This window comes from Nocardia blacklockiae, from assembly GCF_015477355.1.
Classification (GTDB): Bacteria; Actinomycetota; Actinomycetes; order Mycobacteriales; family Mycobacteriaceae; genus Nocardia; species Nocardia blacklockiae.
The window spans coordinates 34,101-47,297 of sequence record NZ_JADLRJ010000007.1; the positions used below are offsets into that span (position 1 = coordinate 34,101).

A 13,197-nucleotide genomic window follows, 5' to 3' on the forward strand; every position below is an offset into this window, starting at 1 on the left:
GGTGCAGGAGCATTCGGTCTACAGCGAGGCCGGCGAGGAACTCAAGGTCGCCGAGGTGCCGCTGTCGCACCTGTCCATCGAGACCGGCCATTTCTACATGAGCGAGCTGATCAACGGGCACGACAACATTCGCGCGCAATTTCGCGAGGTGGCCGAGCTGGTCGACTTCTACACCGCCTCGGCGAGAAGGAAATTCGGGGATTCGGCCCGGGTGAGTACCTGTTTCCTGATCGACGACTATTTCGCTCCCGACACGAATCCGACGGAAATTCTGGACAAACTGCTGACCGTCGCCGACGAATGCGGGCTGCGCATCGACTATCTCGCGCGCGAGGCCGGTTGCTGGGAGTATCCGGTGTACTTCGACGGCGTCCCGACCGGGTCGGTGGTGAAGCTGGCGGAAACCCTGGCGGCGCGGGTGGTGGCCGAACCGGCCGAGAACACCACGGGCCGACGGCCGCCGGACGTGGAGTCGGGCTGGCTGTGCAACGGCCGCCGCTCCTCCGATCACGAATCCACGCAGGCCATGCGGGCGACGGAATACCGCCCGCCCGCGCAGTACGGACGCCGGGTGCATTCGATATTCCTCGACACCGAGATGTGGGAGAACCCGATCGACGGCGTGGACGACCGGCACACCCGCTGGTCGTGCCCGTTCCTGGCGTCGATCTGGCAGCTGCTGCGGCTGGGCATGGTGCGCTTCGAAGGTGCCGCGCCGTTCCACCCGCAGCTGCGCAACCGCCGCGACGGGTGGGAGGAGCACTGGTGGGAGATGCCGGCGGTGATCCAGCTGAACCCCGACGCGAAACCGTTCGCCGCGTACCGGTCGCTGTCGGTCCTCCCGCAGGAATATCTGGGTATCGAACACGCCGTGCACGTAATCCTCGACCACCTCGAACTCGATGAACAGGTATGGCAACTGCTCTCCGCACGCGGCGCGCGCGAACGAGTCCCCGTGGCGGTCCCGCGCGAAACCAGCAGCCGGTTGTCGCACGTGCTGCTGGACAGGTGCCTCACATGACCCCCGCGGGCGCGGGCTCCGGCGAGACGCCCGTCGCCCTACTGGGTGACATCCACACCTGCCTGCTGCCCTCGCCGAACGTGCTCGACACCTCGGCGGTGGTCGAGGTGCTCGACGCGGTGAAGCCCGGCAGCGGGGTGACCTCGCTGGAACGTCCGGTGCCGCTGGCGATCTCGTCGCCGCGGGTGGAGGGCGTCGACTGCACGCTGCCCACCGCGTCGGGCCGGTCCGTGCACGCCATCGGCACCGTGCTGTCGCGCGTCATCGTGATCGGCGGCCGCGTGATGCAGAGTTCCACGCAGACCGCGGTGACCCAGGCGGGTGCGACCCAGCGGCGGCCGTGGGTGCACTACCTGGCGCGGGCGGGGACGGTGGAGGCGGTCACCGAGCTGGGCGCCGACTCCGGAAGCCGGCTCGCCGACGGGCATCTGCGCGCCAACGGCACCGACCGGCTCGACCTGGCGGCCATCAGCGGGCGGCTGGCGACGCTGATCCGGATGGACACCCGGCTCGACCAGCAGGTCCCGATCCGCGCCGCGACCACGCGACTGCGCTGGGCCGTCGAGATCGCTCCCGCGCCGGAGCAGCCGCCCAGCTTCACCTTCAGGCTCGACAACGACACGCTGCGGTCGGTGCGGCTGACCGTCGCGGCGGGCGATGTCGCCGCGGCGCAACGCTTCTGCGAGGATCTCGCCGCCCACGACTGGCTGCTCACCACCCTCACCCAATTGCTCAGGGACGCCGACCGTTTCGAGTCGACCCGGCAGGACGTCTCGACCACGCTGGCGCCCATCCTGGAACAGCTGGTGCCGCTGTGGATGCCGGGCGCGCACACGCCGCAGCCGCTGCGCCCGCTCTGGGCGGAACTGGAAGCGGCGCCGGGCTTCTCGCGGCAGTGGACGGCCCGCGCCGAGCAACTGCGCGACCGGATGATGACGGCGACGCTCAACGCGCTGCGCAATTCCAAGATCAGCAGCAACGATTGGTGATCACAGCCGGAACCAGCGGCGCACGAGCAGCGCGAAGAACACCGAGGTGGTCAGCAGTCCCGTGTAGGCCTCCACGACGAACACGAGCCGTTTCGCGCCCTGCAGTCCGGCGGTGTCGTCCGGGCCGAGCGGGTTGAGATAGTTGGTCAGGCATTCGTAGACGATCGTCATCGTCGCCTGCGTCGACAGCAGCCGGACCACCGCGGTGAAGAACAGCAGTTGCAGCGCCATCCAGATCAGCATGCGGAACGGCCGATAACCGTAGCCGCACAACAGGTCCGGGAAGAGGCTGGCGATCCGGCGCCAGCGCACGGGCTGGGCGCGCCGCCGGGCGCGGGCCAGTTCCAGGTTGCACCGGTCCTCGCCGTCGGTGTCCTCGTCCTGCCGGTACAGGCTCGCCGCGCGCCGAAAGGCCAAGGCGGCGTGGGCCGGTAGCACGGTGGTGAGGGTGTCGCCGAGGCGCTCGTAGATCTCGGCCAGGTTCCGGGTCTGCGCGCGGCTCAGGCGCAGCGGCCCCCGGTATTCGACCTCGGCGGCGAGCAACGCCGCCAGCAGCTCCGGAGTCACCACCCGGCCGCCGCGGGGTAGTCGCGGGGTGCGCGGCTGACGGGATTCGGCGTAGAGGCGGCGGAAGACGAGACTGTCGCTGTTGCGGCGGATTCCGGGCGGGTCGTAGCGGGCGACGACCGATTCCACATGTGCCGTAAAGAGATCCAGCAGTTGCTGCTCGTCCGGGCGCGGGGATTCGGTGGCGGTGCCGGCCAGGAAACGGTCCACCGCGTGGGAGTAGGCCGTGGCGCGGCGGGCGACGCGGGTCGACATCGAGCGCACGAACGGCGAATCCTGCTGTTGCTCGTCCACCGTCCGCAGGCCCCCTACCCGATCGGCGCCGACCGGGGGCGCGCCTCCACGATAGCAATGCGTCACCGCGCATATGCCGCGTTCGAGGTGGTGGTGACGCCGGTCGCGAGCGGTCGCCGACCGGCGCGCGTTTGCGTGCACGGCGCGCGGGCACCCGCCCCGTATGAGTGCGGACGATCAGCGACAGGGAAGCGACGACGGTCCGGCCACGCCCTCGGAGGTCACCGAAGCCGACCTGCGGCAGTTGCTCGGCGGTGGTGCCGCGGGTACTCGACTTGTGCTGCGGGAGGGGCGGATTCGGCTCGCGCCCGACGGCGACGACGGCGTGGACGGACTGACCCTGGTCACTCGCGACGAGCTGGCCGGGCGGGTCGGCGACCATCCCGACGCGGGCGAGCTGGAGAAGGAAGCCGAGGCGCTCAACACCCAGATCCGGCTGCAAGGGGCCTGAGCCGTCACTCGCGGGCCAGGGCGTCGCCGTCGCGGGCGAGGCTCGGGGTGCGCGGGAGGTGGTGCTCGAGCAGCAACGTGAGCTGGGTGCGGGCGTCGTCGAAGGGGCGTGCGCTCTTGAGGGCGCGGCTCTGCAGGATCGCGCCCTCGATCACCGAGAGCAGCACACCGGCCAGCGAGTCGGCGGCGTGCGGCGCGACGCCGGCGGCGATCATGCCGGCGGCCAGGCGGGCGGTCCAGTCTCGGAAGGCCTGCCCGGCCGCGGCCTGGACGGCCGGGTCGAGTTCGTCCAGGGCGGCGGCCATCATGAACGAGCCCTCCCGGTAGTCGCTGGATTCGAGCGGGTCGCGCCAGAAGGCGAACAGCTCGTCGAGCCAGTCCGGCACCGACGCCGCCTGCGCCAGCGCCTCGGAGACCGCACTGACGTGCGAATACACCACGCGCGACACGATGCGCGCGGCCGTCTCCACCAATTCGCCCTTGCCTGCCGGGAAATGCTGATACAGCGAATTGCGGGAGGCGTTGCTGCGTTTGAGCAACTCGCTCAGCCCGGCCGCGTGCACGCCGTGTTCCTGCACCGTGGCGATGGTGCTCGCGATCAGCCGGCCGCGCGGTCCGGTCGTCAACGGATCTCCTCCAGCCCTTGTGTGAACCGATCGGTCCATGCTAGACGTAAACCCGGTGAACCGATCGGTTCACACGGAGAGGAAGTCATGCCCGCCCACATCGCCACCGCCGCCCCGGTCGCGCACGCCGCGCTTCTGGGCCTCGGCGTCTACCGTCCCCGCCGGGTCGTTCCCAACGCCGAGATCGTCGACCGCATCGACTCCTCCGACGAATGGATCCGGACCCGTTCCGGCATCGCGGAGCGCCGCTGGGCCGAGCCGGACGAGACCATCGTCTCGATGAGCACCGCCGCGGCCCGCGAGGCGCTGGCCGCCGCGGACCTGGCCGCGGAGAAGGTGGACGCGGTGGTGCTGGCCACTTCTTCGCAAATGGTGCTGGGGCCGTCGGCGGGCGCGGTGGTGGCCACCGAACTCGGCCTGCACGACACTCCCGCCTTCGACGTGTCGGCCGGGTGCGCCGGGTTCTGCTACGCGCTGGCCGATGCCGCGAGCCTGGTCCGGGCGGGGCAGGCGCGGCACGTGCTGGTGATCGGCGTGGAGCGGCTGTCGGATCTGCTGGATCCGGCCGACCGCAGCTGCGCGTTCATCTTCGCCGACGGGGCGGGCGCGGTCGTGGTGGGGCCGGCCGAGGCCGAGGGCATCGGGCCGGCGGCGTGGGGCTCGGACGGCAGCCAGACCGCGGCGATCAAGCAGGACAAGGACTTTCAGCAGTACTTCGCGGAGGTCGCCGCCGCCGAGGCCGCGGGCGGCACCACGGTGCGGCCCTACATCCGGATGAACGGGCAGGCCGTATTCCGCTGGGCCGTCACGTTTCTGGAGAAGGCGTGCCGCGACGCCCTGGACGCCGCCGGCGTCACCGTGGACCAGCTGGACGCCTTCGTGCCGCACCAGGCCAATATCCGGATCACCGACGCGCTGGTCCGGGCGCTGCGCATCCCCGACGGCGTCGCGGTCGCCCGGGACATCATCGGCACCGGGAACACCAGCGCCGCCTCGATTCCGATGGCGATGGAGCAGTTGGTGCGTTCGGGCGAGGCGCGGGCCGGGGACACGGCGCTGCTGCTGGGTTTCGGCGCGGGGCTGGCCTACGCGGGCCAGGTGGTGCAGCTGCCGCCGGTGCTCGCGGACCCGTCCTAGGCCACGGCTACACCGCGCGGTAACTTCGTGGCACCATGCCACGGAACGGTTTTCCGTGATATGGGTACGGGTCGGAAAGCCCGCATTTCGAGAGGAACCAGCCTGATGATGAAACGCACCGTCGCGGTGGCAACGGCGGCAGTCGCGGCCTCGCTCTTCGCGTTCGGCCAGTCCGCGGCGCAGGAACCGGTCAGCCAGTTCGTGGTGATGGAGAACCTGGCGGCGACCGCCCACGTCGACGACCCCGCCGAGAACACCTGCTACCCGGGTGTGATCACCGCGGAGGCGCCCCGGACGATGTACTGGCGCAACACCACTCCGTACTACGCCACGATCTACACCCGTGCCGAGAACGGCGGCGAGTGCGGCGGTCCGGTGCTGGCCCGGCTGCACCCGAACGAGGCGCCCGGTGTGCCGATCACGCTGACCGGTGCGATCATCGACATCCGGTTCTCGTCGTTCCAGTAGTCCGCGTGCGCGCTCCGGCGGACTCGGCCCCCACGGCCTCGCCGCCGGAGCGCACCGGCTTTTTCGCGGCCGCGCCGATGAATTCGGGGCTCGGGCATCGTCTGTTGTGACATGACGACTCATACGCTCGTGACCCCCGAGGCCGACCTCGTCTACGACGTCCGCGGCCCGCTGCCGCCCGCCGGGGGTCGGCCGCCGCTGTTCATGATCGGACAGCCCATGACCGCCAGCGGGTTCGACGCGCTGGCGGCGCAGTTCCCCGATCGGACCGTGATCACCTACGACCCGCGTGGGCTCGGCCGCAGCGTGCGCAAGGACGGTCGCGTCGACCAGGCCCCGATGGTGCAGGCCGGGGACGTGCACGCCGTGATCGAGGCGGTCGGCGGCCCGGTCGACATGTTCGCCAGCAGCGGCGGTGCGGTCACCGCGCTCGCCCTGGTCGCGGCGCATCCCGGCGATGTGCGCACGCTGGTGGCCCACGAGCCGCCGATCATCCCGGTGCTGCCCGACGCCGAGGCCGCCGGGCGGGCCCAGGCCTTCTTCCGAGATGTCTACGAGGCCAAGGGTTTCGGCGCCGGTATGGCGGCGTTCCTCGAGATGACCTCGTGGCAGGGCGAGTTCACCGACGAGTTCTTCGCCCGGCCCGCCCCCGACCCGGCGATGTTCGGGCTGCCCGCCGAGGACGACGGCTCCCGCGACGACCCCCTGCTCTCCGACCGATCCTGGGCGGTCAGTAGCTACCTGCCCGACGTGGCCGCACTCACCGCGGCTCCTACCCGCATCGTGATCGGCGTCGGCGAGGAGACCGGCGCGGCCTTCACCGGGCGCACCGCCGTGGCCACGGCCGAACTACTCGGCCAGGCGGCGGCGGTTTTCCCGAGCCATCACGGCGGCTTCGCCGGCCCCGAAACCGGCTACCCGGGCCAGCCCGAGGCCTTCGCCCGCGCCCTGCGCGACATCCTCGACGAAACCGAATTGCCCTGAGCTGGATCGGAATTCGACCCGAGGTACTCAGGGTGTGGGAACTCGGGTGGTTGGTGCCACGGTCCTGATCAGCTGCTCTGCGAATTCGACTGCGTCGGTGCGTAATCCGTTGTGTGCGCCGGGGAATTCGGTGAGGGGACGGCCGAGGCGGGCGGCGATCTCGGCGATCGGGCGGTAGGGGAGGGCGCCGCGGGTTTCGCGGCCCGCCGCCGGGATCAGGCGGTCGGACACGGCGGCCAGTGCGGGGTAATCCGGTGTGTACGAGGTGAATTGCCGCAATTCGTGCTCGAACATGAGCGGGGCGTTGGCGGCCAGGCGGGTCCACAGGGCGGCGGTGCGGGGCGGGAGGTCGGTGATCTCGGGGGCGGGCTTCATCGCGCCGCCGATGCCAGCGAGGAAGCGGGCCGACGCGGCGGCCAGGCCCTCGGTGCGGAACAGCGTGTAGACCTCCTCGACCATGGCCAGGTGCGTGGCGGCGTCGGGCAGGACCGCGAAACACGGTGGCTCGTGCGCGATCAGCGTGCGGACCTGCTCCGGGTGGCGAGCCAGCAGATCCAGTCCGACGATCGCGCCGGCGCTGGTGCCGCACACGAACGCGGGCTCGTCGGTGAGGTGGGCGAGCAGCCGGTGCGCGTCGTCGCGCTGCACGGCGACCTCCTGCGGCACGGGTCGGCCGTCGAGAGTGCTGCGTGAGTACCCGCGCGGGTCGAGCGCGACGACGGTGAAGTGCCGTTCGAGCACCTCGGCGGCCTCGTCGAAGACGCCCGCGTCCCCGCCGCCGCCGGGAATCAGCAGCAGGAGCGGGCCGTCGCCGCGGATCTCGTAGTACAGGGTCGCGCCGGGCACGGTCAGGCTGTCGGATCTCATGGTTCTTCCTTCCTTTCATGCGAAGGTTATAACCTAATCATATTAGGCGCAACGGCGTTGCGTGCGGTGCGGCCGGTGGTCCGGCGGCGCGACTAGGGTTGGCTGCGATGTGGTGTGCGGGCAGGGAGGTGGTGTGATGTCGCCGCGGGCGGGTCTGACCGCGGAGCGAGTCGTCGGCGCGGCGGCCGAACTCGCCGACGAGATCGGCTTCGAGAACCTCACTCTGTCGGCGGTCGCCCGCAAGTTCGGGGTGAAGGACCCGAGCCTGTACGTGCACGTGCGCAACCTGCACGACCTCCGGGTCCGGCTGGCACTGCGGGCCGGCGCCGAGCTGAACGACCGCATCGCCGCGGCCATCGCGGGCCGGTCCGGCAAGGACGCGTTGTTCGCCTTCGCCGACGCGTACCGGGCCTACGCGCTCGAACATCCCGGCCGATACGCGGCGACCCAGATCCGGATGGACCCCGCCGAGGTGGGCGAGGAACCCGAACTGCTGCGCAGCGTCGACCTCACCACCTCGATGCTGCGCGGCTACGACCTCGGCGACACCGCGGGCCTGGACGCGGCCCGCCTGCTACGTGCCACCTTCCACGGCTTCGCCACCCTCGAGGCAGCCGGGGGTTTCGCCCACACCCGCCCCACCGACGCCACCTGGCGCAACATCCTCGAGGCCTTGCACCGCACCCTGTCGAATTGGCCCGAAGGCGCGGGGAAGCGCTGACCTCCCCGCCTCAGTGGGCGGAAACCAGTGCGGCGGAGACCTTGTCGGCCGCGGCGGCGGTGGCGGTGCCCAGGTGGGCCAGCTGGGTGGCGGACAGGCGGGTGTCGGGGCAGGTGACGAGGGCCGCGATCACGTTGTCGCCCAGGCGGATCGGAGCGGCGACGGTGACGACCGCGTTCTCCTCGCCGAGCTCGTCGGGTAGGTAGTCGATGGTGATCAGGTCGGCGATCATGGCGCCGAGGCGGTTGCGCAGGGGGTCGGTGACGGGGGAGTTGCGCAGGGCGGCAAGGGCTTCGAGCATGGGGGCGGACTCGTCGGCGAGCCGCTCCACCGAGTAGCCGCGGGTGCGGACGGCCGCGAGGACGGCCTCGAGCCGGTCGCGATGGGCGGGGTCGGCGTGCGTGAGCCAGGCCGCGCGGTCGGAATCGCTTGCCCAGGCAACGAATTCGCGCGCCACCGGCGGGGCGAGCGGCAGGTGGCGGCCTGGGCGGATCCACGGCACCGACGGCGTGCCGACCACCTCGGTGATGACGATCGACTCGGTGTCGCGCTCGGCCAGGAACACCGGAATGCGCCGCCGGTCCGACAGATCCCGCATCGGCTCGGCCGCCAGCCGGCGCAGCGGGAAAGCCGCCTCGGCCCGCCGCGCCACGGTGCGGAAACCCATGCCCAGGCCGTAGTTGCCGTCCTCGTCGCGGGCGGCCCAGCCGTCGGCGGTCAGCTGAGCGAGCACCGCGTGCGCCGTGGCCCGCGACAGTCCGGTGTCGCGCACGATGCGCGCCAGCGACAGCCGGCCGGTGGGATGCCGCGACAGCAGGTCGAGCACCCGCACCACCCGGTGCGTGGGCGGGGAGGCGGCGGCCGCGGACCCGTTTTCTGAAACAGGTTCTTGACCGGCGCGGCCGGGTCGGCCTATCGTCGGTGTCACAATGTCGAACGATAGCGTCGAATATTCGACACCGCAACCCGGCCGCGCAGTGCGTTCCGCCCCCGCGCGCCCGGTGTCGAATGTCCGGCGCGGTGAGTGGGTGAGCGTGTGATGCGGACGGGATACGAGCTGTCGCATCTGGCGGCCCTGGAAGCCGAGTCGGTGCACATCTTCCGTGAGGTGGCGGCGACCTTCGAGCGGCCGGTGCTGCTGTTCTCCGGCGGCAAGGACTCCGCGGTGATGCTGGAACTGGCGCGCAAGGCCTTCTGGCCCGCGCCGCTGCCGTTCCCGCTGCTGCACGTCGACACCGGGCACAACTTCGACGAGGTCGTCGAGTTCCGGGACCGGACCGCGGCCCGGCTCGGGGCGCGGCTGCTGGTGGCTCGGGTGCAGGACGACATCGACGCCGGGCGCGTCACCGAGCGGCCGGGGGAGACCCGCAACCGCCTGCAGACCACGACGCTGCTGCGGGCGATCCGCGAGCACCGCTTCGACGCGGTGTTCGGCGGCGCGCGCCGCGACGAGGAGAAGGCGCGCGCCAAGGAGCGGGTCTTCAGCTTCCGCGACGAGTTCGGCGCCTGGGAGCCGCGCGCGCAGCGCCCGGAGATCTGGAACCTGTACAACGGCAGACACCGTGCGGGCGAACACATCCGGGTGTTCCCGCTGTCGAACTGGACCGAGCTCGACATCTGGGAGTACATCGACCGCGAGGCGGTGGAACTGCCGTCGCTGTACTACGCGCATCGCCGCACCGTGCTGGAGCGCGACGGAATGCTGTTGGCCGCCAACCGTTTCCTCACCCCGCGCGCAGGGGAGCGCACCTTCGAGGCCACGGTGCGTTTCCGCACGGTCGGTGACGCCACCTGCACCGGCTGTGTCGAGAGCGAGGCCGCCGACCCGGCCGCGGTGATCGCCGAGACCGCCGTCAGCCGCCTGACCGAGCGCGGCGCGACCCGTGCCGACGACCGGATCTCCGAGTCCGGCATGGAAGACCGCAAGCGGGAGGGATACTTCTGATGAGCCGCAACCTGCTACGCCTGGCCACCGCGGGCAGCGTCGACGACGGCAAGTCCACGCTGATCGGCCGGCTGCTCTACGACTCCAAGAGCCTGTTCACCGACCAGCTCGCCGCCATCGAGCGGGTGAGCGCGCAGCGCGGCGACGCCGCGACGGACCTGGCGCTGGTGACCGACGGGCTGCGCGCCGAGCGCGAACAGGGCATCACCATCGACGTCGCCTACCGCTACTTCGCCACGCCGCGAAGGAAATTCGTGATCGCCGACACCCCGGGGCACGTGCAGTACACCCGGAACATGGTGACCGGCGCCTCCACCGCCGACCTGGCGCTGATCCTGGTCGACGCGCGCAAGGGGGTGGTCGAGCAGACCCGGCGGCACGCGTTCCTGGCCAGTCTGCTCGGCGTGCCGCACCTGGTGGTGTGCGTCAACAAGATGGACCTGGTGGACTGGTCGGCGGAGCGCTTCGACGAGATCCGCACGGAGTTCGCCGATTTCGCGGCCAAGCTGACCGTGGGCGACCTGAGTTTCGTCCCGGTGTCGGCGCTGCACGGCGACAATGTGGTGACGGCCTCGCCGCACACGCCCTGGCATGCCGGGCCGCCGCTGCTGCGCCACCTCGAGGAGGTGCACATCGCCTCGGACCGCAACCTCATCGACGCGCGACTGCCGGTGCAGTACGTGATCCGGCCGGGCGCCGAAAACGCCGCGCCCGCACCGGATTCGGTGGACGGTGTGCATCGCACCTACGCGGGCACCGTCGCGGGCGGCATCTTCAAACCCGGCGACGAGGTGGTGGTGCTGCCCTCCGGCCGCACCACGCGGGTCGACCGGATCTGGGGGCCGGGCGGCAGCAAGGTGGACGAGGCGTTCACCGGTATGGCGGTGTCGCTGACCCTCGACGACGACGTGGACGTGGGGCGCGGCGACATGCTGGCCCGGCCGGGCAACCGCCCGCACCTCGCCCGCGACGTCGACGCCATGGTGTGCTGGTTCTCCGACGACACGGAGCTGCGGTCCGGCAGGGAGTACGAGCTGCGCACCGCCGCGCAGACCAGCCGGGTCCGGGTCACCGAGCTCGACTACCGCCTGGACGTGAACACCCTGCACCGCGTGGCCGGTGTAGAACACTTGGCGCTCAACGACATCGCGCGTTTGACGCTGCGCAGCCGCCAGCCGCTGATGTTCGACAGCTACCGCGACAACCGGCGCACCGGCAGCTTCATCCTCGTCGACGAGGCGACCGATCAGACCGTCGCGGCGGGCATGATCCTGGCCCGCGACACCGGTCCCCGCACGGACACCGCGACGGCCGACGTGGTCTGGCACAGCTCGGCGGTGACCCGCGCCGAGCGCCCGCACACCGGCGGCACCGTCTGGCTCACCGGGCTGTCCGGCTCCGGAAAGTCCACCATCGCAGTGGAACTCGAACGGCAGCTGGTGGCCGCGGGACGTCCGGCCTATCTGCTCGACGGCGACAATCTGCGGCACGGGCTGAACGCCGACCTCGGCTTCACCGACGCCGACCGGCGCGAGAACATTCGCCGGGTCGCCCAGGTCGCCGCGTTGTTCGCCGATGCCGGGGTGACCGCGATCGTCTCGGTGATCAGCCCGTTCGCGGCGCAGCGCAAGCTGGCCCGCGCCGTGCACGGCGACCGGGGGCTGCCGTTCCACGAGATCTTCGTCGACACACCCCTGGAAGTCTGCGAGAGCCGGGATCCCAAGGGCCTCTACGCCCGCGCCCGCGCGGGTGAACTTCGCGACTTCACCGGCATCGACTCCCCGTACGAACGCCCGCAGCACGCCGACGTGGTCATCACCCCCGACCACGGCAACCCGGCCGACATCGCCGCGCTGATCCGCCGCGAGCTGCGGCTGTGACCGCGCCGCACGCCCTTTCCCGCACCGACGACTAGGAACCAGATGTCTCAACCATCCACCGAGCCCGCCGCGGACCTGACCGAACCGCTGCGCGCGGCCGTCGCCGAGGCCGAGAAGCTGATCGCGACAGCGGAATTCATCCGCGACGAGCGCGACCTGGCCGAGGGCTACGACTATCTCGCGGGCAGTATCCAAGCCGTGCTGCACCTCTCGCGCGCGCACGGCACCGGGCACCCGTACTTCGTCACGTCCACGGGCCCGTATACCAAGATGGGCCTGGACAATCCGGACACGCTCTACTACCACGCGAACGTCGAACCCGGCGCGGAGTATCTGCTCACCGGAACGCGCGGCACCACCGTCGACCTGAGTTTCCAAGTCCTCAAGGGTGATTACAGCGCCACCGACGTCCCCAACGGCGACGACGCCTTCGACGACCGCCGCCTCGACATCGCCGACGACGGCAGCTATCAGCTGAGATTCGGCCCGCCCCGGGAGAATCCGGGGCCGAACTACTTCGTCCTCGGCGAGGGCGCGTCCACGCTGGCCGTGCGCGAGGTGTACGGCGACTGGAATGCCGAGCGGCGGGGCACGATTCGCATCGAGCGCCTGGACTCCGTCGGCACCGCGCCCGCCGCGCCGACGGTCGACCAGCTGCGCAAGCGCTACCGCGCGGCCGGGCGGATGCTGTTGCAGCGCATCCACACCTGGTTCAACTTCCCGAAGCGGTTCTACCTGGATCTGCCGGTGAACACGCTCACCGAACCCCGGCTCACCCCGGGCGGCCTGAGCACGCAGTACTCCTCGGTCGGCCACTTCGATCTCGACGACGAGCAGGCGCTGGTCATCACCGTGCCGAAATCCGAAGTGCCCTACCAGGGTTTCCAGCTGGGCAGCCGCTGGTACATCTCGCTGGACTACGTCAACCACCAGACCAGCCTCAACAGCGCGCAGGCCCAGGTCGACCCGGACGGCATGATCCGGATGGTGGTCTCGAAGCGTGATCCGGGGATCGCCAACTGGATCGAGACCACCGGCTGCACCCGGGGCATCCTGCAGTTCCGCTGGCAGCGCGCGGACCGCCCGCTGACCGCCGCCGACGGCCCGAGCATCGAGCTGGTGCCGTTCGAGAAGGTGCGGGACCTGTTGCCGCACTACGAGTTCAACGCCGTCGACGAGGCCGGCTGGCAGGAGCGCATCGCCGCGCGCCAGCGCGGTTTCGCACAACGGATGCTGGGATGAGAGAGG

14 protein-coding genes are annotated in these 13,197 nt (G+C 70.8%); 10 read left to right on the plus strand and 4 right to left on the minus strand.

Features of this window, described 5'->3' with window-relative positions; translation table 11 throughout:
• Window position 1: 1 nt before the first annotated feature.
• Complete coding sequence (locus IU476_RS21555; RefSeq protein WP_195102805.1) at window positions 2-1,021, plus strand: SCO2522 family protein; 1,020 nt, start codon at window positions 2-4, stop codon at window positions 1,019-1,021.
• The gene (locus IU476_RS21560; protein WP_195102807.1) at window positions 1,018-2,010 is read left to right on the plus strand and encodes an SCO2521 family protein; all 993 of its coding nucleotides are present in this window, start codon (window positions 1,018-1,020) and stop codon (window positions 2,008-2,010) included. Before IU476_RS21555 ends, IU476_RS21560 begins: the two co-directional genes overlap by 4 nt.
• On the opposite strand, the gene IU476_RS21565 is transcribed toward IU476_RS21560, so the two are convergent.
• Window positions 2,011-2,871 (minus strand): hypothetical protein, encoded by an 861-nt coding sequence (locus IU476_RS21565; RefSeq protein WP_195102809.1) that lies wholly within the window; start codon window positions 2,869-2,871, stop codon window positions 2,011-2,013.
• 163 nt (window positions 2,872-3,034) lie between these two features.
• On the opposite strand from IU476_RS21565, the gene IU476_RS21570 reads away from it, so the two are divergent.
• A complete protein-coding gene (locus IU476_RS21570; protein ID WP_195102811.1) occupies window positions 3,035-3,322 on the plus strand; it encodes a hypothetical protein in 288 nt (95 codons plus the stop codon).
• Window positions 3,323-3,326: 4 nt separating this feature from the next.
• Here the strand turns inward: IU476_RS21570 and IU476_RS21575 are convergent, their stop codons facing one another.
• Entirely contained in the window at window positions 3,327-3,947 is a 621-nt protein-coding gene (locus IU476_RS21575) for a TetR/AcrR family transcriptional regulator (protein WP_195102813.1), read from the minus strand.
• Window positions 3,948-4,034: 87 nt separating this feature from the next.
• Between IU476_RS21575 and IU476_RS21580 the strand changes: the two genes are divergently transcribed.
• The 3 genes from IU476_RS21580 (at window position 4,035) to IU476_RS21590 (ending at window position 6,536) form a co-directional block, all read left to right on the plus strand.
• Window positions 4,035-5,084 (plus strand): beta-ketoacyl-ACP synthase III, encoded by a 1,050-nt coding sequence (locus tag IU476_RS21580; RefSeq protein WP_195102815.1) that lies wholly within the window; start codon window positions 4,035-4,037, stop codon window positions 5,082-5,084.
• A gap of 105 nt (window positions 5,085-5,189) precedes the next feature.
• On the plus strand, window positions 5,190-5,552 hold the full coding sequence (locus IU476_RS21585) for a hypothetical protein (RefSeq protein WP_195102817.1): 363 nt from the start codon (window positions 5,190-5,192) through the stop codon (window positions 5,550-5,552).
• A gap of 111 nt (window positions 5,553-5,663) precedes the next feature.
• The gene (locus IU476_RS21590) at window positions 5,664-6,536 is read left to right on the plus strand and encodes an alpha/beta fold hydrolase (RefSeq protein WP_195102820.1); all 873 of its coding nucleotides are present in this window, start codon (window positions 5,664-5,666) and stop codon (window positions 6,534-6,536) included.
• Between the two features lie 27 nt (window positions 6,537-6,563).
• On the opposite strand, the gene IU476_RS21595 is transcribed toward IU476_RS21590, so the two are convergent.
• Window positions 6,564-7,403: an alpha/beta fold hydrolase gene (locus IU476_RS21595; RefSeq protein ID WP_195102822.1), complete on the minus strand. Its 840-nt coding sequence runs from the start codon at window positions 7,401-7,403 to the stop codon at window positions 6,564-6,566.
• Window positions 7,404-7,539: 136 nt separating this feature from the next.
• On the opposite strand from IU476_RS21595, the gene IU476_RS21600 reads away from it, so the two are divergent.
• Window positions 7,540-8,124: a TetR/AcrR family transcriptional regulator gene (locus IU476_RS21600; RefSeq protein ID WP_195103328.1), complete on the plus strand. Its 585-nt coding sequence runs from the start codon at window positions 7,540-7,542 to the stop codon at window positions 8,122-8,124.
• Window positions 8,125-8,134: 10 nt separating this feature from the next.
• Here IU476_RS21600 and IU476_RS21605 read toward each other — a convergent pair whose 3' ends face one another.
• Window positions 8,135-9,052 carry an IclR family transcriptional regulator gene (locus tag IU476_RS21605; protein ID WP_324194180.1) on the minus strand — a complete coding sequence of 306 codons (918 nt, stop codon included), beginning with the start codon at window positions 9,050-9,052 and terminating at the stop codon, window positions 8,135-8,137.
• Window positions 9,053-9,163: 111 nt separating this feature from the next.
• Between IU476_RS21605 and cysD the strand changes: the two genes are divergently transcribed.
• From cysD to IU476_RS21620, 3 genes are read left to right on the plus strand one after another with little or no spacing between them, the layout of a single operon-like run.
• Window positions 9,164-10,069: a sulfate adenylyltransferase subunit CysD gene (gene cysD / locus IU476_RS21610; protein WP_195102824.1), complete on the plus strand. Its 906-nt coding sequence runs from the start codon at window positions 9,164-9,166 to the stop codon at window positions 10,067-10,069.
• Complete coding sequence (gene cysC / locus IU476_RS21615) at window positions 10,069-11,949, plus strand: adenylyl-sulfate kinase (RefSeq protein ID WP_195102827.1); 1,881 nt, start codon at window positions 10,069-10,071, stop codon at window positions 11,947-11,949. The genes cysD and cysC overlap by 1 nt, the downstream gene beginning before the upstream one ends.
• Window positions 11,950-11,991: 42 nt before the next feature.
• Window positions 11,992-13,191 carry a hypothetical protein gene (locus IU476_RS21620; protein WP_195102829.1) on the plus strand — a complete coding sequence of 400 codons (1,200 nt, stop codon included), beginning with the start codon at window positions 11,992-11,994 and terminating at the stop codon, window positions 13,189-13,191.
• Window positions 13,192-13,197: the final 6 nt, after the last annotated feature.

Excerpts from the sequence above, each read along its gene's own strand:
- IU476_RS21560 (WP_195102807.1), top strand. The coding sequence starts at position 1,018 with ATGACCCCCGCGGGCGCGGGCTCCGGCGAGACGCCCGTCGCCCTACTG.
- IU476_RS21570 (WP_195102811.1), top strand. The coding sequence starts at position 3,035 with ATGAGTGCGGACGATCAGCGACAGGGAAGCGACGACGGTCCGGCCACG.
- IU476_RS21580 (WP_195102815.1), top strand. The coding sequence starts at position 4,035 with ATGCCCGCCCACATCGCCACCGCCGCCCCGGTCGCGCACGCCGCGCTT.
- IU476_RS21585 (WP_195102817.1), top strand. The coding sequence starts at position 5,190 with ATGATGAAACGCACCGTCGCGGTGGCAACGGCGGCAGTCGCGGCCTCG.
- IU476_RS21590 (WP_195102820.1), top strand. The coding sequence starts at position 5,664 with ATGACGACTCATACGCTCGTGACCCCCGAGGCCGACCTCGTCTACGAC.
- IU476_RS21595 (WP_195102822.1), bottom strand. The coding sequence starts at position 7,403 with ATGAGATCCGACAGCCTGACCGTGCCCGGCGCGACCCTGTACTACGAG.
- IU476_RS21600 (WP_195103328.1), top strand. The coding sequence starts at position 7,540 with ATGTCGCCGCGGGCGGGTCTGACCGCGGAGCGAGTCGTCGGCGCGGCG.
- cysD (WP_195102824.1), top strand. The coding sequence starts at position 9,164 with ATGCGGACGGGATACGAGCTGTCGCATCTGGCGGCCCTGGAAGCCGAG.
- cysC (WP_195102827.1), top strand. The coding sequence starts at position 10,069 with ATGAGCCGCAACCTGCTACGCCTGGCCACCGCGGGCAGCGTCGACGAC.
- IU476_RS21620 (WP_195102829.1), top strand. The coding sequence starts at position 11,992 with ATGTCTCAACCATCCACCGAGCCCGCCGCGGACCTGACCGAACCGCTG.